Here is a 22803-nt window from a genome sequence, read left to right as displayed (position 1 = left end):
TACACGCCTTTAGTATCTTTACATAAAAACATCCCGCAATGGAAAACAAACTGATGTCTAAAAAGAAACCCTCATTCCCTGTTAATGAGAAGCTTCTTTCTTATCTAGACACCTATGCAAGGACATCTGAGGTTACGATCTCTTATGAAGATCTGCTTAGGTTTTCTGGTGGTGTGAGTGTTTTTGATAAAGAAGATAATGACACGCTGTGGATACGTGTTTACTATCCCGAGTTTGAACAAGATGAGATAGAGTACAATCTTAAACGTATTTATACCCAGCTGCACTCAGATGGTAATGAGAATATCTTTGACTATCTACGCATTGCGGGTATAGACTTTTGCACTTTTGGTAACTCTAAGCCCTTTCGTATTAAGGTGCTTAATATTTATAATAATAACTACGTATACTTTTATGTAAAGCAGGCAGATGCTAGTAGAGTTTATGGACTTGAGCTTGAGCACATCTTATCGCCTAACCGTATTAACTTTCTGGTATATGAAAACACCCTTATAGAAGAGCATATTTCTGGCATACCGGGCGATGAGTTTATAAGAGAACATCTTGAAGAGTGTGACGACTTGGGACTTAATCAAATTGCAAAGGAGTTTGTAAAGTTTAACGAGCGCTGTATGATTACTTTACTTGGCGATATGCGATCTTATAATTATGTAATTATCCCTACCCACGACTTTGACACAGTACGTTATAAAATACGTGCGATAGATTTTGATCAACAATGTTTTGAAGGTAATTTTAAGGTATATCAACCCGCGATTTTTAAAGAAAACATAAGACTAGTACAACTGGTTGCAAAGCGACTAGATAACCGCTCTATCGAGCAGTATCGTAATGAAGAGAGAGCGCTCCTTGCTAGAAGAATACTCAATGGTAAAAAGAGACTCACAAGATTATTACGTGTGATGGCTACAGATAATATCTCACCTCGTGAGAATGTGCGCCAGCTACGAGCAGATATATTTGACTTTACAAGTGATCTCAAATTTAAACGCGCAGCAAATATGGGAGCAATACTACGTGCAGCCCTTGAGTTTGTAAAACGCAACTATGAAGACATTAGTCTTAAACGTCTTATAAAGGAGATTTAAACCATAAAAAAAGCGTAGCTATTTCTAGCTACGCTTTTTTTATATCATATGGATAAGCTTAGTTCTGCTCCTTGTTAAAATACACCAGGTAGTAGTACATCTGTTTTTCTTCATCCCACCCTTTTTCTACAAACTTCTCTGCGCTTTCTGGGTTAATGAAGTCCATTTTAATCTGGATATTGGTATCTAGATTAATTACACTTTTTATTTTCTTGCGCTGTGCAGTAACCGCTTTATTGCTTATCGAGAAGTCTGTAAGATCTTCTATTTTATACTTAGGCGACTGCTCTGATTTATAATGGCGAAACTCTGGTATAAGATCCGGATTATCTATCACATCATTCATAAAAGCAGTTTCTTCAAAAGTGTCATTTTTTGCAAAGTGATTTACCGCACGGTTCATAAAGAGCACTTCTTCCTTTTTATCTTCGGCAGGGAGTACTACGTCTTTTGCAAAGTCTTGACAAAACTTAAGATACTTCTTTGTGTAGAAGTTATCATCTTCAAAGGTCTCTACACCCATAAAATTCTCTAGCCAGTACTTTGTGTCATAACGGTTAGAATCTACAGAGAGTACCTTATACCCTTCATCCTCCTTATGGTTAAAAATCAAACAGCCTTTATCTAGTTTATTAAGATTAATCCCTTGCTCAAGTATCATCTCAAGGTTTGTCCCGCTTTCGCGAAACTGTAAGAAATCCTGCTTTAACTCACTTTTAAAAATACCTAAAGCATCTGTCTTGATATTATCTATCTGCACGCCTTCTAGGTGTGCGATGTACAACTCACCAGCCTTAATGTGCGGGTGATCACTTTGTGCATATAAGTGCTTTGCAATATCCTCAGAGAGTAAATGCGTCCCGTGTGGGTTATCAAAAACTTTCTTTGCTAACGTAAAAAGCGTGTTAAACTCTAAATCTTGATCGTGAAAAAACTTATAGTAGTTCTCTTCCTTTTCTCTAAAAGGCTTAAAGAAAAACTCCTTAATAAGCGGAGTAAGCTCATCACTTAAAGGATATGGGTCTTGAGATACAAAAAGTCCTTCTGCCTTTCCTTTATTACCTATACGGTGTATAGATAGTGACTCTATCTGAGCGCTATATAAATTTATCATAGTCGTATGTATGTGTTATGATGTATGCGATGCACACAGGTTAGGTTATAAAGAGATACAAGAATACTAATTCCAGTTCTCATCAAAACTTAAATCGTCAAAATCGTCGATATTGTAATCATCATTAAACTCATCATCATCCTCATCTTCCTCGTCTTGTGGTTCCATCTCAAACTCTGGCGCTTGGTCTGGTACTTGCCCTTGTACAAACATAAGGTTAGGATACGTCACGCCATCTTCTGGCTCTGTAATCTCTGCAAGCTCTACAAGAAAACGCCACATATTTAAGAAGTCATATACATATATAAGACGCGTCTGGTGTTCTCCCAGAAGCCCGTCTAGTGACGTCTCATTCATAAGGCGCAACTGGCTCTCACCCTCACCCATTTCAAACTGGGCAAACTCCTCGCCCTGCATCCAGGTATCATCGCTTAGGTAAAACGCAGCAACCTCTGCCCCATCAAACCCAAAAGACTGGTTTATAGCATTATGCAAGTCTTCAAGCGTAGCCGCAGCTTCGATCTCAAGATCGCGAAAAACATCTTCTTCTGTGTCTAGAATTGCTCTAAAACGGTAAATCATTGTACAAATTTTAAGATGGTAAAGATACTTGGTTTATCCCTATATCGTAGGTGTGATAGCCTCCCTTTTTGGGAAACTTTCTAACAAAATATAAAACTGAACCCCAAAAAGTAATGACGCTAAGACTAAATGTAATGGCTGACTCCCAAACGGAAAATCTATATAGTACATCGCGATACCCGTCACCACCTCTAAGGCTATGAGTATAAGTGTCCAGTTAAGTAACTTGGTATGCCCTAGCAGTAAGTTTTTATTACGCCAGAAGATATATAGGTTTAATAATGTCACGAGTATAGAAAACGATCTATGTACATAAAACCATACTGTGGCTGGGTTGAGCCATAGCTCTTTTGCCTCATAGCCTACCTCTGCCACGCGCTCATCTACATACTGTCTTACTTGTGTACCTAGTGCAATTTGCACAAGCGTGAGTATACTAGCAATCACAATGAGGTTTTTAAATACGGGGTCATAAGTACGCTTTCGCGAAAGCGTAATCCCCATTTCTTTATGCTGCGATTTATACCACAAGAATAAGAGTAGCGCCACGATAAAGAGAGCCGCTATCATATGAATGGTAATTTTTACCGGTAGTAAGTTTGAGTCTACTACTTGCTTACCCAGCCACGCCTGAAAAAGCATTAAAGGTAACACCATAAAGGTGGCAAAAATGAGGCCTTTGCGCCCCTTCCAATACCAGAAAGCGAGTATCACCATAAGTAACATAGGGATGCCGGCAAGTGCTGTTACAAGCCTGTTTATATACTCTATCCAGGTGTGCCATACGTTAAAGCTGGCATAGTCGTGCGTGTCATAAGTGTCCCAGTTTTGCTCATTATAGGTGGCTCCAGAAGTAAAATCTGCTGGGGCAACGCGCAGCGACTCATTGCGTATAATAACCTGCCCATCTTCATAATTATGGTTAGGCTCCCATTGTAGCTCACTCTCTTCTGTAGGAGGTACTAAGTACCCAAAACACTGCGGCCAGTCTGGGCAACCCATACCGCTTCCCGTCATACGTACCACCGCCCCTGCGATGATAATGAGGTATAAGAAAATGATTGATATTTTAAGCGCGCGTCTGTACCACATATGTACTCTTTTTAAGAGCTGCAAAAATACAAAACGACCTTATTTTATTTCTTCTTTGGTGTTCAAAATAGTTGAAAATTGGGAGCATATAGTAAGAGAAACTATAATGTTAATAATCCATAAAAACTAAAGTAAAAACATAGTGATTTTAAACTTTGATAGCGTGTATATTTAGACAATCATATAAAATTAAGAATAATAAGACTTAAGGTCTCTGTTAATTTAAATCATTATAAAATCAAAAATGAGAAAGGCCGTAACTGTAATTGGAATCATTAGTTTCCTATTTTTCTTTGCGTCGTACATTCTTCCTAATCTTATAGGCGTACCACTAGCAGCCTATAATTCATATCGAGTATGGAATGATAGCAATGAGAGTTCAAGCAAGAAAGTAGGTAAATCTAGCAAAGAAAACTTACTTCGTTTTCCGGCACCTTTAGGTGTGGTATCAGACTATGAAAGTATCTTCAGTGAAGAGCAAAATTTAAGTTTAACTAAGATTTTAAATGATTATGAAGAAGCTAGTTCAAGAGAAATTGTGATTGTTACTATTGATTCAATTACACCTTATAAGAATCTAAAAGATTATTCGACAGATCTAGGAAATGAATGGCGTATCGGAAAAGTAAAATCTAACAATGGATTACTCATAGTGATGAGTAAAAACTTAAAAAAAATAAGGATTGCAACAGGATATGGAACTGAAAAAGTTCTAACAGATAAAATCTGTAAAAAAATTATTGACTCCACAATCATTCCAGAATTTAGACGAGGTGACTATTACGTGGGAATAGAAAAGGGAGTACAAGCCCTACAAAGTAAGTGGTTATGAATTATCTAAAAATAAATAATAAGCTTATTATATCTTAATATGAACAGAAATAGTTTTCTTAATCAAGAAAAAGAGACAAAGCTTTTATCACTAATTATTATTACCTTATTAGTTGATATTATTTTATTAAATATTAATTTCTATTATCGAGATCCTGTTTTAAGCATAATATATGACCTTATTTATGCGAGATCCTTGTTATTTATCGCAACACTAATTCTCTTTGTTTACGCCTTAATTTTCTTACTAAAGAAAAGCTTCAAAACTTTCCTATTGTTTCCAGCAGCAGCTTTTCTTGTATTGTCATTATTTTGTAATATTCGACTTGCAAAGACCAATTTTGATCGAGTACAATGCAATAAAAGTATAATTGAGTACTATGAATTTCTTGGGTTTGATTCGTGTGTGAAAATCACAAAGAAATTTAAGCAAGATGTAATAAACAAACAGATAAAGTATTTTCAAGAAGAATACAACCCAGATAAGAAGTTTGAAGAAAGAATCAGAGATCAATATGGCATAGAACTAATAGGAGAAAGCTGCACACAATTTACTTCTATGAGGTGCTACAACGACCTTGTTAGAGATTATATCGCTAAAAAAGAGAAGTAATATAAGCCACTAATAATTTTCGCGAAAGCGTAATAACCCATAAATCAAAAAAAACCTGCTATTACTAGCAGGTTTTTTTTATAATATATCATTCTAGTGGTGACTAGATGTGTATAGGTCTATCTTCGGTTGCAGCGAGGGCAGCTTCTTTTACAGCCTCTGCATACGTAGGGTGTGCGTGGCTCATACGTGCAATATCCTCGGCACTTGCTCTAAACTCCATTGCAGTTACTCCTTCAGCTATAAGGTCTGCTACACGAGCACCTACCATATGCACGCCTAGTACCTCATCTGTTTCCTTATCTGCAAGTATTTTTACAAATCCATCTGTATCACCACTCGCGCGGCTACGTCCTAATGCACGCATAGGGAACTGTCCTGACTTGTAGGCTACTCCAGCTTCTTTAAGTTGCTCCTCGGTTTTACCTACAGAGGCAACTTCTGGCCAAGTGTATACTACACCTGGTATAAGGTTGTAATCTATATGTGGTTTTTGACCTGCAAGAATTTCGGCAACGAGTGTTCCTTCTTCTTCGGCTTTGTGAGCGAGCATTGCTCCTTTTATAACGTCACCTATAGCATAAATATTTGACACATTAGTCTGCAGGTGCTCGTTTACTTCAACTTTACCACGCTCATCTGTCTTAATACCTACAGCATCAAGTTTAAGACCGTCTGTGTAGGCACGACGTCCCACAGCTACAAGTACGTAGTCTGCCTTAAACTCTACATCTACACCTTTTTTATTATTTGTCGCTTTGATGGTAACCTCATCTCCGTCACGCTCTACAGCAGTAACTCCGTGAGATAGGGCAAATTTTACTTTTTGCTTTTTGAATACTTTAAGTAATTCTTTACTCTGAGCGCCATCCATCGTAGGGATAATGCGATCCATATACTCTACTACAGTTACCTCTGCACCTAGACGCTTGTATACTTGACCAAGCTCAAGACCTATCACACCTCCACCTATCACAACAAGGTGCTTAGGTACTTCTGGAAGTTTTAATGCTTCTGTAGAAGTGATGATACGTTCTTTATCTATGTTTATAAAAGGTAACGTGCTAGGCTTAGATCCTGTTGCTATAATGGTATTTTTTGCCTCTATAGTCAGGTTCTTTTCTCCTGCGATATCTATATGTGTAGCATCTTTAAAAGATCCCACACCCTGGTAAACGTCTATCTCATTTTTACCCATTAAGAACTCAATACCCTTTGTAGTAACATCTACTACGCTTTGCTTGCGGGCAATCATTTTCTCTAGGTTAAATTTTACATCACCTACCTCGATACCGTGCTCTTCAAAATGCTTGATGGCATCTTCATAGTGGTGTGATGAATCAAGAAGCGCCTTAGACGGGATACACCCTACGTTAAGACAAGTTCCTCCTAGTGTGCTATATTTTTCTATTAATGCTGTTTTCATTCCTAGTTGTGCACAACGTATTGCTGCAACATATCCACCAGGACCAGAGCCTATAACGGCTACATCGTATGAACTCATAATTTGTTTTTAAAAGTTACACAAAGATACAAAGAGCTGCGAAGTTAAAAGCGCAATGAATGGCTCTTTTTTACACGCATCTGCTAGGTAATTTGTGACTACTAGACATAAAAAAAGCCCTCGTGTGAGGGCTTTTACTTTTTCGCGAAAGCGAACTAAACAATGATTACATCGCTCCCCACTCTTTTAGTGAGTCTGTGTTCATCTTTACGTAGTCTTGATTTTTTGCTTCTTTTGCTCCTTTAAGTGACGCTTGTGCTGCTTTTATAGCTCCTTTTTTGTCTCCTACCTTTGCAAGTAATAATGACTGCTGGCGTAGTTGCCAGAACTTAGGGTCTTTGTTCATAGACATCGCTTTGTCCATATACGACTTTGCTTTATCTAGTGACTGTCCAGTGCTAGAAAGATATACTGCTGCAGCATAGTAATCACCCATACCTGGTCCTGCCATCATCTTATCTATACTCGCAAGTACTGTCTCGTTTGCCGGTACTGTAAATGGTACAGCTACATACGTTTTATCCCATTGCATTGTAAGGTGTGCACCATCGTTAGACAGGTGGTTGATTCCCATAGTAAAAGACTCTGCTGGCATATTGCTCATTTGTGCCTTTGCCGTTGCCTTTGCAGCAACCTTGCTATCGTCCCACTTTTGAGGTGTACCCCAGTTATTTGTATCTGTGTAGAAGTATACTTCCCAAGTAGATGCTGTAGGCTTTGTGTATACTGCATATTTTCCTGCCTTAAGCTCTGTACCTGCAACTGTTACTGGTGTAGAAAACTCAACGGTAGTATTTGCATTTGCTCCTGTACGCCACATTGCACCGTAAGGTACAAGGTCACCCATAATAGTACGTCCTCTCATTGCAGGTCTAGAGTACTCAAGAGTAACATCTGTAAGACCTACCGTTTGCATCACCTTTGCTGCTGGGCTAGGTGCTGGTGTTTCAATTTGTGCTGTAGCTCCTGCCGTCATAAGACCTAAGAAGGCTACAAAAAGTAATTTTTTCATAATGCTTGATTTTATTGGTTATGGATTTTTTTGCGCTTTCGCGAAAATCTCCTCACACAAAAATAAGATGTTAAAATGCGTCATATGTTAACAAAACCTTAATATAACGCTGTGTATCTTTACCACAAAATAGCACATATGAAACGCTACATAGCCGAAATAATAGGAACATTTACAATGGTTTTTTGTGGTTGTGGCGCTATGACAGTAAACGAGATTACAGGCGGCGTCGTTACCCACCCCGGTGTTGCAATTACCTGGGGTCTTATTGTGATGGCTATGATCTATGCCTTTGGCGATATATCTGGTGCGCACTTTAACCCTGCGGTGACAGTAGCTTTTGCTTATGCAAAGAAATTTGCGTGGAGAGAGGTGCCTAAGTATATCATTGCACAAGTACTAGGAGCTACACTTGCCGGTGCGATGTTGTGGTTTTTGTTTCCTGAGAGTGAATTTTTAGGAAGCACCGTTCCCTCCTTTGAACATTACAAGGCTTTTGTACTAGAGATACTCCTCACCTTTTTCTTAATGCTGGTCATCATAAACGTATCTACAGGTGCAAAAGAAATAGGTATCATCGCGGGTATAGCCATAGGTGGTGTCGTATTGCTAGAAGCAATGTTTGCGGGACCTATGACTAATGCGTCTATGAATCCTGCGCGATCTATAGGTCCTGCCATATTTTCTGGACAATGGGAACCTATGTGGCTGTATGTTACCGCTCCATTTATAGGGGCAATACTAGCCGTAGCAAGTTGCAAGCTCGTAAAAGACGAGCAGTGTTGTGATGCTTAAATACTCTTTATTTTTGAAATAGTTTTACCATTTAATGCGCTGCTAGCACCCGCATCTTCTATAGCGAGTTGATAAGCCTCATCTATGAGATGATAAACCGCTTCCTTATGGAAATCATCCAGATTCTTTATAGGTATATGGCGCATAAGCTTGCCAGTACCTTCAAGTAGATGTAAACTATCATTTAATAGTACTCCCCGCTGAAAACCCAAGTTGAGATGTGCAGTATATATAGGGATAAGACAGAAACCATCACTCATCTTTTCTGACACTGTAAATACACTCGTTGACGCGTGTGTATGATACAATAGCTCATTTACACCCGGATAAGTTTTAAGGATATACTCGCGTATGGTATGATAGCGTGCGATAAGTGCTTCCTCCCTTTGCCATAGGACACGAGTAAATATCTCTGGAAGTGGACGTTCTGATTTCATAACTTAAAAGATAATCATTCTTAATTTTATATTACCTCTCTGCCATAAACAGGAAACTAGCGCGACTTCTTACCGAGGTGAAAGGCTATTTCTAATAGATTTAATTTTTGTTTAACTAATTAGCTTGTATTGATAAACATTTTGATTGTATTTTTATAATCAGAAAAGAAACTATGAAAATCTACCAAATACATTCTAAGCAAAATCTACCTATAAGTGTAGATGAGGCTTGGCAGTTTTTATCAAACGCACGTAACCTAGGTACCATCACTCCAGATTATATGAATTTTAATATCATCTCTGGTGCAGATAGACCGGTGTATGCTGGCCAACTTATACAATACACCGTCACCCCTATTGCAAATATTAAGATGCAATGGGTTACAGAAATCATAAGTGTAAAGGAAGGTGCCTATTTTGTTGATGAGCAAAAGTATGGTCCTTATGCCCTATGGCATCACAAGCACTTTATAAAAGAGATACCAGGCGGCGTAGAGATGGAAGATATTGTAGACTATAAAGTACCTGCAGGCTTTTTAGGAAGACTTGCGCACCCTTATCTGGTAAAACCAAAACTAGACGAGATTTTTGAATACAGAAAGAAAGCTCTCGAAGAGAAATTTGGTGTTTATAAAAACCCAGAACAAACAGCAACTACACTTAAACAAGATATACTAGCCTAACACGCATAAAAATAACACTATGAGCAAAAACATACTATTAATAGGAGGAAGCCACGGGATAGGTTTTGAAATCGCAAGCAAGCTATACCAAGACCACACGGTTTACGTTGCTTCACGTACTAACGAGAATCTAGGTAACCTAGATGTAAACTACATCGAGTATGATACTGAAAAAGATGAGCTAGACCTAAGCCAGTTACCAGACCACCTAGATGGTTTTGTGTTTTGCCCGGGTACAATAAACTTAAAGCCTTTTAAAATGCTCACGGTAGATACCTTCCGTAAAGATATGGAGCTTAATTTTTTGAGTATGGTAAACGTAGTACACCAGGTGATGGAGCACCTTAAAAAATCTGAGCAAGCAAGTCTCGTTTTCTTCAGTACGGTTGCTGTAAAGGTGGGAATGCCTTTTCACACAAGTGTTGCCGCAGCAAAGGGCGCCATAGAAGGATTTGCCAAAGCACTCGCAGCAGAGTATGCACCTAAGCTACGTGTTAACGTAATAGCACCATCACTTACAGACACACCACTTGCAAAGCGTCTCTTAAGCAACGATAAGAAAAAAGAAATGATGAACGAGCGCCACCCGCTTAAACGTGTAGGTACCTCAGAAGATATTGCAAATGCAGCAGCATTCTTACTTGGTGACGACAGCACTTGGATCACTGGTCAAGTGATAGGTGTAGATGGTGGTATGAGTACACTTAATGTAAACTAAGTATTTAATAAAGAGGTTTAAAGCGCTTTCGCGAAAGCGTACAAAAACCCAATCAAGGCTTTAAGAAACCCCCATTTCTTAAAGCCTTAAATTTGTAATCTATGAGCACAAAAAAAGTAACAATATTTTGGTTTCGTCGTGATTTACGACTAGATGATAATGTAGGTTTTCTAGAAGCACTAAAGGGAGACCATCCGGTCTTGCCTATTTTTATCTTTGATAAAGAAATTCTTGACAAACTCCCAGAAGACGACGCTCGCGTTACTTTTATTTATAATGAATTACAAAAAATGCGTGACACTTTGCAAGCAGAGCACGACAGCTCGCTGGCAATGTTTTACAGCACTCCAGAGCAAGTTTTTAAAGAGTTCATAGCAGATTATGATGTGCAGGCAGTAATTACAAATAGAGATTATGAGCCGTATGCACTAGAGCGTGATAAAAAGATTGCATCACTACTAGAAGAAAATGATATCTCATTTACCACCTTTAAAGATCAAGTGATTTTTGAAAAAGATGAGATTGTAAAAGGAGATGGCGATCCTTATGTGGTTTATACACCTTTTAAAAATAAGTGGAAAGCGACTTTTGATGAAGATAAAGACCTCATCATACATTACACCTCGCAGTATCTTGACAATCTCATAGACCATAGTAGACTGCCTAATGTCACGCTGGCAGATATGGGTTTTAAAAAATCTAGCATTGAGGTGCCAGATTATGACGTCACCCCTACCCTTATAGAAAACTATGAAGACACCCGCAATTTCCCGGCGCAAGATGGGACTTCGCGACTGGGGCCGCACCTACGTTTTGGAACCGTCTCTGTACGTAAAATGGTAAAAAAAGCGATTGCTCAGACTAATGAAGTTTTCTGGAGCGAACTCATATGGCGTGAGTTTTTTATGCAAATTTTATATCACTTCCCGCACACTAAAGACAAAGCTTTTAGGTCAAAATACGACCGCATAGACTGGCGCAACAATGAAGAAGAATTTGAAAAGTGGAAAAACGGCCAGACGGGATATGCTCTTGTAGATGCTGGTATGCGCGAGCTTAATGCCACGGGATATATGCACAACCGTGTGCGTATGCTCACAGCGAGCTTTTTATGCAAGCACCTACTCATAGACTGGCGATGGGGAGAAACCTACTTTGCAGAAAAATTGCTTGATTACGACTTGAGCTCAAACGTGGGTAACTGGCAGTGGGCAGCCGGTTCTGGAGTAGATGCTGCACCTTACTTTAGAATTTTTAACCCTATGACACAGGTTGATAAATTTGACAAGCAAAAGGAATATATCAATAAATGGGTACCAGAGTTACAAGAGCTTTCGTATCCAGATAAAATGGTAGACCATAAAGAGGCTAGAGAGCGCTGTCTTAAAACGTATAAAGAGGCGGTTGCTTAGAACGCTTTCGCGAAAGCGCGTATTACCTTACTTTTAGCATTCACACATAGACATCAACTTGTGCTTAAATACTGGAAGTCCTTATCATTTACCACCCGTTTTTCTATAATTGCCGCAATAGTCACCTGCGCACTGGGACTCTTGAGTATGGGAGCGCTAGGGGCTGCACTATATTACACCGTATATTTCTTATTTACTTCGTACCCAAGTTTTTCTAGCTGGACGGGAGACTGGATCTGGCCAGCGGTTATAAGTGCTGGTATGTTCTGGTCGTTAGGCTTCATCTGGGCAGGACTGGCAGCTCACTTTGTAAAAAAAATCATCGCTTATCCCCTATTACGCAACATTCTATACATCATAATATGCTGGTTATGGGCGGTGACGGTCTGGTACATTATACTCTCTGTACATTTTTAGAGAAGGTATAATAGATGTATATAGTAGCTATAATGGGTAAGAAATTTGTCTTATCCTTTTTTACTATCTTAGAAGCTACTATAAATCAACCATTTTATGAAGAAAAAAGTACTCCTCTACGCATTAGGACTTATGACGTTGAGCCTCTCTGCTCAAAAGATTTCTGTAAACAAGAAGGCTGTAATTGCCTCTGTCGAAAAACACGAAAAAGAACTCATACGTATCTCAGACGAGATCTGGGCACTGGCAGAAACTGCCTTTGAAGAAACACAATCGGCTAAAATTCTAGCAGACTATGCAGAAAAACAAGGTTTTACCGTAGAGCGCGGCGTTGCTGGTATGCCTACTGCCTTTGTTGCTACCTATGGATCTGGTAGCCCTGTGATAAGTGTACTAGGCGAGTTTGACGCATTACCAGGACTCTCTCAAAAAACAGAGCCTACTAAAAATCCGCTTAACGAGGGGCAGGCTGGTCACGGTTGTGGTCACAATATGTTTGGTGCGGCAAGTCTAGGGGCAGCAATTGCTATTAAAGAGCAAATAGAAGCAGGAAAAATAAAAGGAACTGTAAAATTTCTGGGTACGCCATCTGAAGAAAAATTCTTTGGAAAAATATGGATGGTACGTGACGGCGTTTGGGACGGTGTAGATGTAAATGTATCGTGGCACCCAGCTGCCGAAATTAAGGCAGATGTACAAAGCTCACTTGCTCTTGTAGATTTTAAAATAGAATTTTTTGGTCAAGCAGCACACGCCAGCGCAGACCCTTGGAATGGTCGCTCTGCCTCAGATGCATTAGAGCTTTATACAACAGGTATAAACTACTACCGTGAGCACGTAAAACCTACAGTACGTATGCACTACCACATACAAGACGGCGGACAAGTAGTAAACGTGGTTCCAGATTACTCGAGATTATGGATGCGCGTGCGTGACACAGAACGCAAAGGAATGATGCCAGTATACAAGCGCGTACAAGAAATGGCAGAAGGCGCAGCAATACTCGCAAATGTAGATTACAAAGTATCTCTCATTTCTGGTATTTATGAAGTGCTAGTAAATAGAACCGGTGGGGCAGCAATGCAAAAAAACTTAGAGCTGCTAGGCCCTATCACATACACTCCAGAAGAAATCGCCTTTGGTAAAAAGATACAAGAGGTAACAGGAAAACCACAAGTAGGTATGGATAGTGCTATCAAACCACTTGAAGAAACTAGAGAAAACCCAGGCGGAGGAAGTACAGATGTAGGTGATGTAAGCTGGAATGTAGCAAACATTAATCTAGGTGTAACTACAGCTCCTAAGGATACACCGTGGCACTCGTGGGCAGTTGTAGCCTGTGGTGGTATGTCTATAGGACATAAAGGAATGACCTATGCCAGCAAGGCAATGGGTATGACAATGCTAGACCTTTTTGAAAACCCAAAACTTGTAGAAGAGGTAAAAGCAGAATATAAAGAGCGCAAAGGCGATGCCGTTTATGAAGCTATTGTACCTCCAGGACCACCACCAGTAGATCAAGGTAAATAATATGAAAAATATACATATCAAAGCAGTAGCACTTGTTGCTACTGCTTTTTTTATCCAGAGTTGTAATGAGCAAGCACCATCAGATTCAAGTGAGGCTACAATACAACAAATAGAAGTGGCTATAGATCACTATGCAATAAATGTAAATGACCTAGAGAGAAGTGTTGCCTTCTACCAAAAGATATTTGGCTTACAAGAAATTGCAGATGGCACAGAGCAACCCCACATACGCTGGTTTAGACTAGGCAGCACACAAGAATTACACATTATCGAGGTAGATAGCCTAGATAAACGTATTCCAAAAGGAGTACACCTGGCGCTTGCTGTGCGGGATTTTGACCGCTTTCGCGAAAGCATTATAAACTACAATCTAGACTATTACGACTGGCCAGGTACTAAAAACGCAATATCTACACGCCCAGATAAGGTGAGACAATTATATATACAAGACCCAGACGGTTACTGGGTAGAAGTAAATGATGGTAACCAATTTTAACTAAAGTAAAAGCTATAGACACACGTGCACAGATGAAAGAAAATGCTATTAACTTTTACAAAATGGCTTACGAAGGTAATCCTAAAAAGGCTGTTGAGCTCTATGTAGGAGATGAGTATATACAGCACAATCCAGATGTAGCAAATGGCACACAAGGATTTATAGATTACTTTGAAAGAATGCAGGCTGAGTATCCCGAAAAGTCAATCAACTTTGTACGTGCCATTGCCGAAGATGACCTCGTTGCCTTACATACACATCAAGTATGGCCGGGTAATGATCAATATATCACGATGGACTTTTTTAGATTTGATAACAATCTAAAAATTGTAGAACACTGGGACTCTATACAACAGGTGCCAGAAAAAAGTGCTAATCCTAATACAATGTATTAGGACTTCATCAAGTCTATTTCTTTTAAGTTTTCTATGCGATTACGCTTTAAGAAAGCATCTATTGTTTCAAAATGTTCTATCACACGTTTTTCTTTAAACTCAAATACTTTTTTTGATAAGCCTTGCAAGAAATCTCTATCGTGAGAAACGAGTATGAGGGTACCATCATAAGTTTGCAACGCCTCCTTTAGCACATCTTTAGACTTTATATCTAGGTGGTTTGTAGGCTCATCTAGTATGAGAAGATTTACAGGCTCTAGCAATAGCTTTACCATTGCAAGGCGGGTTTTTTCTCCTCCAGAGAGTACACTTACCTTTTTATCTATCGCATCACCAGAAAACATAAAACGCCCTAGGATATTTTTTATCTGTGTGCGCATATCTCCTTTTGCAACCTCATCTACCGTCTGGAAGATAGTGAGCTCTGGATCTAGTAGTGCTGCTTGATTTTGAGCAAAATATCCCACTTTTACATTATGACCTAGTTCGCAGTCTCCTTCTACTTCTATCTCGCCTAGAATGGCTTTAATCATTGTAGATTTTCCCTCGCCGTTTCTACCTACAAAACTCACCTTTTCGCCTCGAGCGATATCCATACTTGCGTTGCTAAAAACGGTATGATCATCATATTTTTTTGTGAGGTCTTTTACTTTTACTGGGAAGTCTCCAGAGCGTGGCGCCGGCGGAAATTTAAGTGCTAGCGCAGAGTTATCTACCTCATCTATCTCTATAATCTCAAGCTTCTCAAGCATACGTTCTCTAGATGAGACTTGATTTGTCTTACTGTAAGTTCCTTTAAACCTGTCTATAAAAGCCTGGTTATCTGCAATAAATTTTTGTTGTTCTTGATATGCTTTAATTTGATGTGAGCGACGATCTGCACGCAACTCAAGATAGTGCGAGTAGTTTGCTTTATAATCATATATACGACCCATCGTGACCTCTATGGTACGGTTTGTAATATTATCTATAAACGCCTTGTCGTGAGAGATCACAATAACGGCCTTTGCCTTGTTAAGTAAGAAATCTTCTAGCCAAATTACCGACTCAATATCTACGTGATTAGTAGGCTCATCTAGTAGTATAAGATCAGGCTTTTTAAGTAAAATTTTGGCAAGCTCAATACGCATACGCCACCCTCCAGAAAACTCACTGGTAGGTCTATTAAAATCTGACCTTTTAAAGCCTAAACCTCTTAGCGCCTTCTCTACCTCTTCTTCTATATTTACCTCCTCAATGGCATAAAATTTCTCGCCTATATCTGTTACCTTAGTAATGATATCCATATACTCTTGAGACTCATAATCTGTGCGTGTCTCGAGCTCTTTATTGAGACGATCCATCTCTGCCTTCATATCTAGCACGGTAGAAAATGCCTTCGAAGCCTCCTCCATAACCGTACAATCATCATCTGTAAGGAGGTGTTGCGGCAGGTATGCAATGACAGCATCCTTAGGCGTACTTACGTTACCACGTGTGGCTTTCTGTACGCCAGCAATAATCTTCATCATAGTAGACTTACCCGCACCATTTTTACCCATAAGGGCAATTTTGTCATTTTCATTTATGGTGAAAGAAACGTTACTAAAAAGTGTATCTCCGCTAAACTCTACTGCAAGATTATCTACTGCTATCATTGTATTAATTTAAGTGTGCAAAAGTAATTAAATCAAGAGGTATGGTGTAGATTTTTATTACGCTTTCGCGAAAGCGTAATTATCCCAAGAAGACTTCTAAAAGAAAAAAGATAAATAGGGCCGATAATTTATAACTGCAAGGTCGCCTCTTCATCCATAAACCAGTGTAGCTCGCCAGATTGAGGTGAGACTAGGCTTGCAGGATAATCAAGAAAGTTATCTTCTTTATTAATAATTACCTTAACCTTTTCTTGTTTTGAAGCTCCCGTGACAAGAAATGCTACAGTCTTTGCATTGTTTATAACATCGCCTGTAATACTTACGCGCTGCTGCCCAGATTCTGGGTGTGTGGCTACCTCACACCAGTTTTCTGAATCCCAAAGATCTATCTCGTGCGGAAATATAGATGCCGTATGCCCATCATCCCCCATTCCTAAAATAACGAGGTCAAATTGTGGCACCTCATTTTCAGAAGTTAGAGTTTGTTCTAGCTCTTTTGAGTAGCGCACCGCCTCTGCCTCTGGAATATTTTCTCCTAGTATGCGGTGTATGTTTGACTCTGGTAGTTCAATTTTAGAAAACAAGTGATCTACCGTCATTTTATAATTACTCTGCTCATCTGTAGGAAGCACGCAACGCTCATCACCCCAGTAAAAGTGGAATTTTGACCAGTCTGTTTCCTTATAATTAGCCGCGAGGTAATCAAAAACTATTTTTGGGGTACTTCCTCCAGAAAGGGCTACTGTAATAGATTCTTTATCACTTGCAAGGTCCATTAGAAATTTTGCAAAATCTTGAGCAACGTCGCTTTTAGTTTTTGATATATGTAGTTTCATCTTGTTTCTTTAGTTATTCTATAACGCAATATCCAGCATCGTCTGCGAGGTTCTCACAAGGGTTACGCCACATACTCTTTCCTTCTATAAGCTCATCTGCGTGTTGTGGTCCCCACACACCAGCAGAGTATCCATAAATTTTTGCATCACCTTTTTTCCAGTGATCTAAGATAGGGTCTGTAAATCTCCAGGCTGCCTCTACCTCATCTGCACGGGCATACAAGGTAGCATCACCTTGCATTGCGTCTAGTAATAAACGCTCATAAGCCTCCATAATATGTGACTCGTCACCTAGGCTTTCATAATAAAAGTCTAGATTACCACGCTCTACTGCAAATCCTTGACCTGGTACTTTTACACCAAATTTTACTAAGATTCCCTCATCTGGCTGTATGCGTATAATGAGTTTATTATCCTTGTTCATATCAGAATTCTTAAAAATCTGATGATGTGGAGACTTAAAGTGTATCACCACTTCTGTAACCTTAGTAGGCATACGCTTTGCAGTGCGTACATAAAATGGCACATCTGCCCATCTCCAGTTATCTACATAAAACTTGACAGCTGCATAGGTCTCTGTAGTACTATCTGGATCTACATCTACCTCTTCTCTGTATCCTTTTACTTTCTCTCCTTCTATCTCTGAGGCTAGATATTGACCGCGTATGGTGTTTTTTTCTAGCACCTTTGGGTCTGTCATTAATCGTAGAGACTTAAGGGCTTTCATCTTTTCATTACGTATCTCCTCAGGATTTGCACTGAGCGGTGGCTCCATAACTATAAGGGCCACAAGCTGCAATAAGTGACTCTGAAACATATCTCTAAGTGCTCCAGACTTGTCATAATAACCACCTCTAGACTCTACGCCTCCACTCTCTGCATTTGTAATCTCTACGTGGTGTATGTAATCGCGGTTCCATAAAGGTTCAAAAATACTGTTTGCAAATCGTGTGACGAGTATATTTTGAACGGTCTCTTTACCTAGGTAATGATCTATTCTATAAATCTGTGATTCTTTAAAATATCTGTGTAATCCCTCGTTAAGTGACTTTGCAGTCTCGAGACTGTAACCAAAGGGCTTCTCTACAATGAGGCGTTTCCACCCTAGGCGCTCATCATTGAGTCCCTTTGCTGTTAGATTTTTTGCTATGGCTTCAAATAAACTAGGCGGTGTAGATAGGTAAAATATGATGTTATTATCACATTGATAGGTCGTATTAAGATCTTGTATGCGCTCGTTAAGCTCTCTATAATCTACATCATACTTTTTATGAAGATCCTCATAAAACAGCTTTTCTGAAAATGCAGCTATAAACTCCTCGCTGTCATCAAGATACTTACTCTCTAAGGCTACACGTTTTCTAAACTCCTCATCTGTCATAAAGCTACGTGCCACCCCTAGCACAGCAAAGTGCTCTGGTAAATGCTTGTCTTTATAAAGCTTATATAATGCAGGAACTAATTTACGGGCAGTGAGGTCTCCCGATGCGCCAAAAATGACTAATAATTGATTCTCTGTCTTGCGCATAATGAGCTAGTTTTATTTAAGGTCAAAAGTATTGAAACTTTACACCATTCCCAACGGACTTTGACACCACTTACCCACAAAAAACCAATATTTTTCCACTATTTTTGATGTGCGATGCGTGGTGTATTGTAACAGACAAAATTTCGGCTACAAAGCGGTGTTGTTTTGTAGTAAAAGAAAGATCAATTATGGAAAATACTTATGATTTTGGCTTAGTAGGACTAGGCGTTATGGGACGTAACTTTATACTTAACGTTGCAGATAATGGTTTTACAGCAATGGGTAATGATCTTGATCCAGAAAAGGTACAAGCACTCATAGATGAAGGCGGCAATGTAGATAAAGTAAATGCGACTGTAGAGGTTTCCGCTTTCGCGAAAGCGCTCTCATCACCACGTAAAATTATGTTACTCGTCCCTGCCGGAAAAGTAGTAGACATCGTGATAGAAAGCCTCTTACCGCACTTAGATAAAGGTGATATCATTATAGATGGAGGAAACTCCTTCTTTACAGATACAGACCGAAGAGAAGCCTACCTTGCCGAAAAGGGAATACACTTTTTTGGCGCTGGTGTTTCTGGTGGTGCAAAAGGAGCTCGCAAAGGCCCAAGCATAATGCCTGGAGGATCAAAACCTGGTTATGCTGCCGTACAACCTATTTTTGAAGCAGTCTCTGCCAAATATAATGGGGAACCTTGTGTGGCATACCTAGGACCAAAATCTGCCGGAAACTATGTAAAAATGGTACACAACGGTATTGAGTACGGACTTATGCAACTCACGTCTGAAATGTATGACGTGCTTAAAAAGGCTGGAAAACTAAGTAATCAAGAACTACACGAGACATATAAGTCTTGGAATGAGGGAAGACTACAGTCTTTTCTTGTTGAAATAACCTCAGAAATTTTTGCCGAAAAAGACACCCTCACAGATGGTGACCTAGTAGATCAAATACTAGATAAAGCAAAGCAAAAAGGAACGGGTAAGTGGACCTCTCAAAACGCAATGGATCTAGGTATACCCGTACCCTCTATAGATATTGCCGTGAGTATGCGTGAGATTTCTGCACTTAAAGATGAGCGCACTGTTGCAGACTCGCTTTATGACCGCCCAGAGATTGCTACAATGGCAAAAGAAAAACTTACTGACCTTACAGAAAAAGCACTTTACTTCTCTTATATCATCACCTACGCACAAGGATTACACCAACTCGCAGATGCATCTAAAGAGTATGGTTATGACTTAGATATCGCGGTTATTGCAAAGATATGGCGCGCAGGATGTATCATAAGAGCAAAGCTACTGGCAGATATTACTGATGCCTTTACAGAAGATAGTGAGCTACCTAACCTGTTACTATCACCTTCGTTTATTCCAAAAATTCAAGATACAGTAGATGCGGCAAGAGAGCTTGTAGCCTTTGGTGCTGTAAATGGGATACCCCTACCAGGATTATCTAACTCACTCACGTATTTTGACGCATATACCTCAACACGACTACCACTTAATGTGATACAGGCGCAACGAGATTATTTTGGATCACACACGTATGAGCGACTAGATCGTGAGGGTATTTTTCACACAGAGTGGGAGAAATAAACTAGTGACTTTTTAAAAATTTACTTCTAGCAGCGACTGCCTCATTTGTGTAGTCGCTAAAGACACCATCTACACCTGCTTCAAAAAAACGTAGATACTCATCTATATGATTAGTATCTGTCACCCACTTGGTATCTTCATTTCTAAAGGTGTAAGGATGCACCTCAAGATTGTAGCTATGAGCGAGCGCAACAAAGTTTGTTACTGGGGTTAATACACCCTCTGAGGTTACAGAAATAATAAAAGGTTTCCAAGGGCCTACAGCATCTGCATAGGTTGCCATAAACTCAACCCCTTCTTTTGATGTAAAAAACTGGTATGAGCGCTTATCTTTATTTTTTATAAAATCATATGGTTGACCTTCTGGGTCATAACTTCCATCTTCTTTTGTAAATAGTAGATTGCCATCATTTGTAATACCAGCTGCACCTAGTAGCTGTATGAGTTTTATATCACTTTTTGAACGCAAGTATTGCAGGGTTGCAACCTCAAAACATTGTACATAGATAGAGGACTCTTTGCTGTTATAACCTGCCTCATTAATCATTTTTAAAAAATGATTTTCCATAGGTAAGCCAAGCTCCTTATGATAGGTAGGATGTTTGAGTTCTGGATAAACTCCTACGGGGTTTCCTGCTGTGGTTTTGTGCGCTTTCGCGAAAGCGAGAATCTCCTCAAAGGTAGGTATCTCAAAGAGGTCATCATACTCGTGCGGTCTGTTTACCCACGACTGCCTGGCTCGTAAAGTTTTTAACTCTTTGAGCGTGAAATCTGATACAAACCAGTCTGTTACAGCAACGCCATCAAGGAGCTTTGTTGTTTTACGATGTGCATACTGTGGTAATGTTGAAACATTTGTAGTTGTAGATATAAACGGCTCGTGACGGGCTACAAGCACACCATCTTTGGTCATTACAAGGTCTGGCTCAATATAATCTGCTCCCAGTTGTATTGCCTTTTTATATCCCTGTATTGTATGCTCTGGGTAGATAGATTGCGCACCTCTATGCGCTATGATGATGGGTTTACTTTTTATCACGGGGTACTTACTTTTACTGTAATATACAGATCGTTTTAGAAATGACGTAAACAAAAAAAGGTGCAAATATAATTTGCACCTTTTTTAATATTTATGACGTAGCGGTTAGTCTATTCTTGTAATCTTAGCGCCTATGGCTCTAAGACGTTCATCTATATTTTCATACCCACGATCTATTTGCTCGATATTGTGTATGGTAGATGTTCCTTTTGCACTCAAGGCTGCTATAAGTAATGAGATACCAGCACGTATATCTGGCGAGGTCATTGTTGTTGCTTTAAGTGTAGACTGGAAATTGTGCCCTATTACGGTTGCACGGTGTGGGTCACAAAGTATCACTTTTGCTCCCATATCTATAAGCTTGTCTGTAAAGAAAAGACGGCTTTCAAACATCTTTTGGTGTACCATAAGTTCACCTTTTGCCTGTGTAGCTACTACGAGTATTATACTTAGCAGGTCTGGTGTAAAACCTGGCCAAGGCGCATCTGCAATGGTCATAAATGACCCGTCTATGTAAGACTCTACCTCATACCCATCTGTGTGAGCAGGGATATAAATATCATCTCCCTTGCGCTCTAATGTGATACCTAGTTTTCTAAAGGTGTTAGGAATCACACCCAGGTCATCCCAGCTCACGTTTTTGATTATTATCTCACTTTTAGTCATCGCAGCAAGACCTATCCACGAGCCTATCTCAATCATATCTGGTAAAACACGGTGATCGCAACCACCTAGTTTTTCTACTCCTTCTATAATTAACATATTAGAGCCTATACCTTTTATATCTGCCCCCATACGCACCATCATTTTACAGAGTTGCTGTAAGTAAGGTTCACAGGCCGCATTATAAATGGTTGTTGTTCCTTTTGCAAGTACAGCTGCCATTACAATGTTTGCAGTACCAGTTACCGAAGCCTCATCTAGTAACATATAAGCACCTGTGAGTCCTTCTGGTGCTTCTACTCCATAAAAGCGCTCCTCACGGTTGTAGCGAAATTTTGCTCCTAGTTTTATAAATCCTTCAAAGTGCGTATCAAGACGACGACGACCTATTTTGTCACCCCCTGGACGTGGGATATACCCTTTACCAAAACGTGCTAGTAATGGCCCTACAATCATTATAGAACCACGTAGACCGCTTCCTTCTTTCTTAAATTTCTCGCTTTCTAGATAATCAAGATCTAGCTCATCTGCCTGAAAGGTAAAAACACCTTTTTCTAACTTCTCAACCTTTACACCTAGATTTTGCAAGATCATAATGAGCTTGTTTACATCTATAATGTCTGGTACGTTACTAATGGTTACTTTTTCAGGAGTAAGCAGTACGCCACATAGTATTTGTAATGCTTCGTTTTTTGCTCCTTGTGGTTGAATATCACCTTTAAGCTGGTGACCGCCTTCTATCTGAAATGTTGCCATAGGTAG

The 22803-nt window shown here is 39.5% G+C and carries 23 protein-coding genes; 12 read left to right on the top strand and 11 right to left on the bottom strand.

The genetic code is table 11. The annotated features are described in order from the left end of the window. The first annotated feature begins 38 nt into the window (after positions 1 to 38). Positions 39 to 1109, top strand: a complete 1071-nt coding sequence (locus I597_RS08285) for a hypothetical protein (protein ID WP_035328321.1) — start codon at positions 39 to 41, stop codon at positions 1107 to 1109. Positions 1110 to 1167: 58 nt separating this feature from the next. Here the strand turns inward: I597_RS08285 and I597_RS08280 are convergent, their stop codons facing one another. The 3 genes from I597_RS08280 to I597_RS08270 form a co-directional block, all read right to left on the bottom strand. After that, positions 1168 to 2223, bottom strand: a complete 1056-nt coding sequence (locus I597_RS08280) for a nucleoid-associated protein (RefSeq protein ID WP_035328318.1) — start codon at positions 2221 to 2223, stop codon at positions 1168 to 1170. 66 nt (positions 2224 to 2289) lie between these two features. Next, complete coding sequence (locus I597_RS08275) at positions 2290 to 2805, bottom strand: IS1096 element passenger TnpR family protein (protein ID WP_035328315.1); 516 nt, start codon at positions 2803 to 2805, stop codon at positions 2290 to 2292. A gap of 39 nt (positions 2806 to 2844) precedes the next feature. Further along, entirely contained in the window at positions 2845 to 3897 is a 1053-nt protein-coding gene (locus I597_RS08270) for a COX15/CtaA family protein (RefSeq protein WP_035328312.1), read from the bottom strand. Positions 3898 to 4141: 244 nt separating this feature from the next. On the opposite strand from I597_RS08270, the gene I597_RS08265 reads away from it, so the two are divergent. Both I597_RS08265 and I597_RS08260 read left to right on the top strand, forming a co-directional pair. Continuing rightward, positions 4142 to 4729: a TPM domain-containing protein gene (locus tag I597_RS08265; protein WP_035328310.1), complete on the top strand. Its 588-nt coding sequence runs from the start codon at positions 4142 to 4144 to the stop codon at positions 4727 to 4729. A gap of 39 nt (positions 4730 to 4768) precedes the next feature. Further along, positions 4769 to 5341 carry a hypothetical protein gene (locus I597_RS08260; protein WP_035328308.1) on the top strand — a complete coding sequence of 191 codons (573 nt, stop codon included), beginning with the start codon at positions 4769 to 4771 and terminating at the stop codon, positions 5339 to 5341. Between the two features lie 103 nt (positions 5342 to 5444). Here the strand turns inward: I597_RS08260 and lpdA are convergent, their stop codons facing one another. Together lpdA and I597_RS08250 are read right to left on the bottom strand one after the other, a co-directional pair. Further along, positions 5445 to 6845, bottom strand: a complete 1401-nt coding sequence (lpdA, locus tag I597_RS08255) for a dihydrolipoyl dehydrogenase (RefSeq protein WP_035328305.1) — start codon at positions 6843 to 6845, stop codon at positions 5445 to 5447. Between the two features lie 166 nt (positions 6846 to 7011). Continuing rightward, a complete protein-coding gene (locus tag I597_RS08250) occupies positions 7012 to 7857 on the bottom strand; it encodes a DUF2911 domain-containing protein (RefSeq protein WP_035328301.1) in 846 nt (281 codons plus the stop codon). Between the two features lie 138 nt (positions 7858 to 7995). Between I597_RS08250 and I597_RS08245 the strand changes: the two genes are divergently transcribed. Continuing rightward, complete coding sequence (locus I597_RS08245) at positions 7996 to 8652, top strand: MIP/aquaporin family protein (RefSeq protein WP_035328299.1); 657 nt, start codon at positions 7996 to 7998, stop codon at positions 8650 to 8652. Here I597_RS08245 and I597_RS08240 read toward each other — a convergent pair. Then, positions 8649 to 9089, bottom strand: coding sequence for a DUF1801 domain-containing protein (locus tag I597_RS08240; protein WP_035328297.1), 441 nt, complete (start codon positions 9087 to 9089; stop codon positions 8649 to 8651). The genes I597_RS08245 and I597_RS08240 overlap by 4 nt on opposite strands. Positions 9090 to 9262: 173 nt before the next feature. Here I597_RS08240 and I597_RS08235 point away from each other — a divergent pair, with 173 nt between their 5' ends. The 7 genes from I597_RS08235 (at position 9263) to I597_RS08205 (ending at position 14740) form a co-directional block, all read left to right on the top strand. Then, on the top strand, positions 9263 to 9772 hold the full coding sequence (locus I597_RS08235; protein ID WP_035328294.1) for an SRPBCC family protein: 510 nt from the start codon (positions 9263 to 9265) through the stop codon (positions 9770 to 9772). A 19-nt stretch (positions 9773 to 9791) separates the two neighbouring features. Beyond that, positions 9792 to 10490, top strand: a complete 699-nt coding sequence (locus I597_RS08230; protein WP_035328292.1) for an SDR family NAD(P)-dependent oxidoreductase — start codon at positions 9792 to 9794, stop codon at positions 10488 to 10490. Between the two features lie 101 nt (positions 10491 to 10591). Continuing rightward, a complete protein-coding gene (locus tag I597_RS08225; protein ID WP_035328290.1) occupies positions 10592 to 11902 on the top strand; it encodes a cryptochrome/photolyase family protein in 1311 nt (436 codons plus the stop codon). Positions 11903 to 11962: 60 nt separating this feature from the next. Next, positions 11963 to 12319, top strand: coding sequence for a hypothetical protein (locus tag I597_RS08220; protein WP_035328288.1), 357 nt, complete (start codon positions 11963 to 11965; stop codon positions 12317 to 12319). A 96-nt stretch (positions 12320 to 12415) separates the two neighbouring features. Next, positions 12416 to 13849, top strand: coding sequence for an amidohydrolase (locus tag I597_RS08215; RefSeq protein ID WP_035328286.1), 1434 nt, complete (start codon positions 12416 to 12418; stop codon positions 13847 to 13849). 1 nt (position 13850) lies between these two features. After that, on the top strand, positions 13851 to 14345 hold the full coding sequence (locus tag I597_RS08210) for a VOC family protein (RefSeq protein WP_052111980.1): 495 nt from the start codon (positions 13851 to 13853) through the stop codon (positions 14343 to 14345). Positions 14346 to 14377: 32 nt separating this feature from the next. Then, positions 14378 to 14740, top strand: a complete 363-nt coding sequence (locus I597_RS08205) for a nuclear transport factor 2 family protein (protein WP_035328284.1) — start codon at positions 14378 to 14380, stop codon at positions 14738 to 14740. On the opposite strand, the gene I597_RS08200 is transcribed toward I597_RS08205, so the two are convergent. From I597_RS08200 to zwf, 3 genes are all read right to left on the bottom strand, one after another. Further along, complete coding sequence (locus I597_RS08200; protein ID WP_035328282.1) at positions 14737 to 16377, bottom strand: ABC-F family ATP-binding cassette domain-containing protein; 1641 nt, start codon at positions 16375 to 16377, stop codon at positions 14737 to 14739. The genes I597_RS08205 and I597_RS08200 overlap by 4 nt on opposite strands. Positions 16378 to 16505: 128 nt before the next feature. Further along, on the bottom strand, positions 16506 to 17213 hold the full coding sequence (pgl, locus tag I597_RS08195; RefSeq protein ID WP_035328280.1) for a 6-phosphogluconolactonase: 708 nt from the start codon (positions 17211 to 17213) through the stop codon (positions 16506 to 16508). A gap of 13 nt (positions 17214 to 17226) precedes the next feature. After that, on the bottom strand, positions 17227 to 18741 hold the full coding sequence (gene zwf / locus I597_RS08190) for a glucose-6-phosphate dehydrogenase (RefSeq protein ID WP_035328277.1): 1515 nt from the start codon (positions 18739 to 18741) through the stop codon (positions 17227 to 17229). A gap of 188 nt (positions 18742 to 18929) precedes the next feature. On the opposite strand from zwf, the gene gndA reads away from it, so the two are divergent. After that, positions 18930 to 20339 (top strand): NADP-dependent phosphogluconate dehydrogenase, encoded by a 1410-nt coding sequence (gene gndA, locus I597_RS08185; protein WP_035328274.1) that lies wholly within the window; start codon positions 18930 to 18932, stop codon positions 20337 to 20339. Between the two features lies 1 nt (position 20340). On the opposite strand, the gene I597_RS08180 is transcribed toward gndA, so the two are convergent. Together I597_RS08180 and murA are read right to left on the bottom strand one after the other, a co-directional pair. Beyond that, positions 20341 to 21378: a glycerophosphodiester phosphodiesterase gene (locus I597_RS08180; protein WP_236626665.1), complete on the bottom strand. Its 1038-nt coding sequence runs from the start codon at positions 21376 to 21378 to the stop codon at positions 20341 to 20343. A gap of 105 nt (positions 21379 to 21483) precedes the next feature. Continuing rightward, a complete protein-coding gene (gene murA, locus I597_RS08175) occupies positions 21484 to 22797 on the bottom strand; it encodes a UDP-N-acetylglucosamine 1-carboxyvinyltransferase (protein WP_035328271.1) in 1314 nt (437 codons plus the stop codon). Between the last annotated feature and the right edge of the window lie 6 nt (positions 22798 to 22803).

Origin of the sequence: Dokdonia donghaensis DSW-1 (genome assembly GCF_001653755.1) — a bacterium.
Taxonomy (GTDB): Bacteria; Bacteroidota; Bacteroidia; order Flavobacteriales; family Flavobacteriaceae; genus Dokdonia; species Dokdonia donghaensis.
Note: the sequence above shows the minus strand (reverse complement) of the source record. Positions and strands in the feature narration are given on the sequence as shown.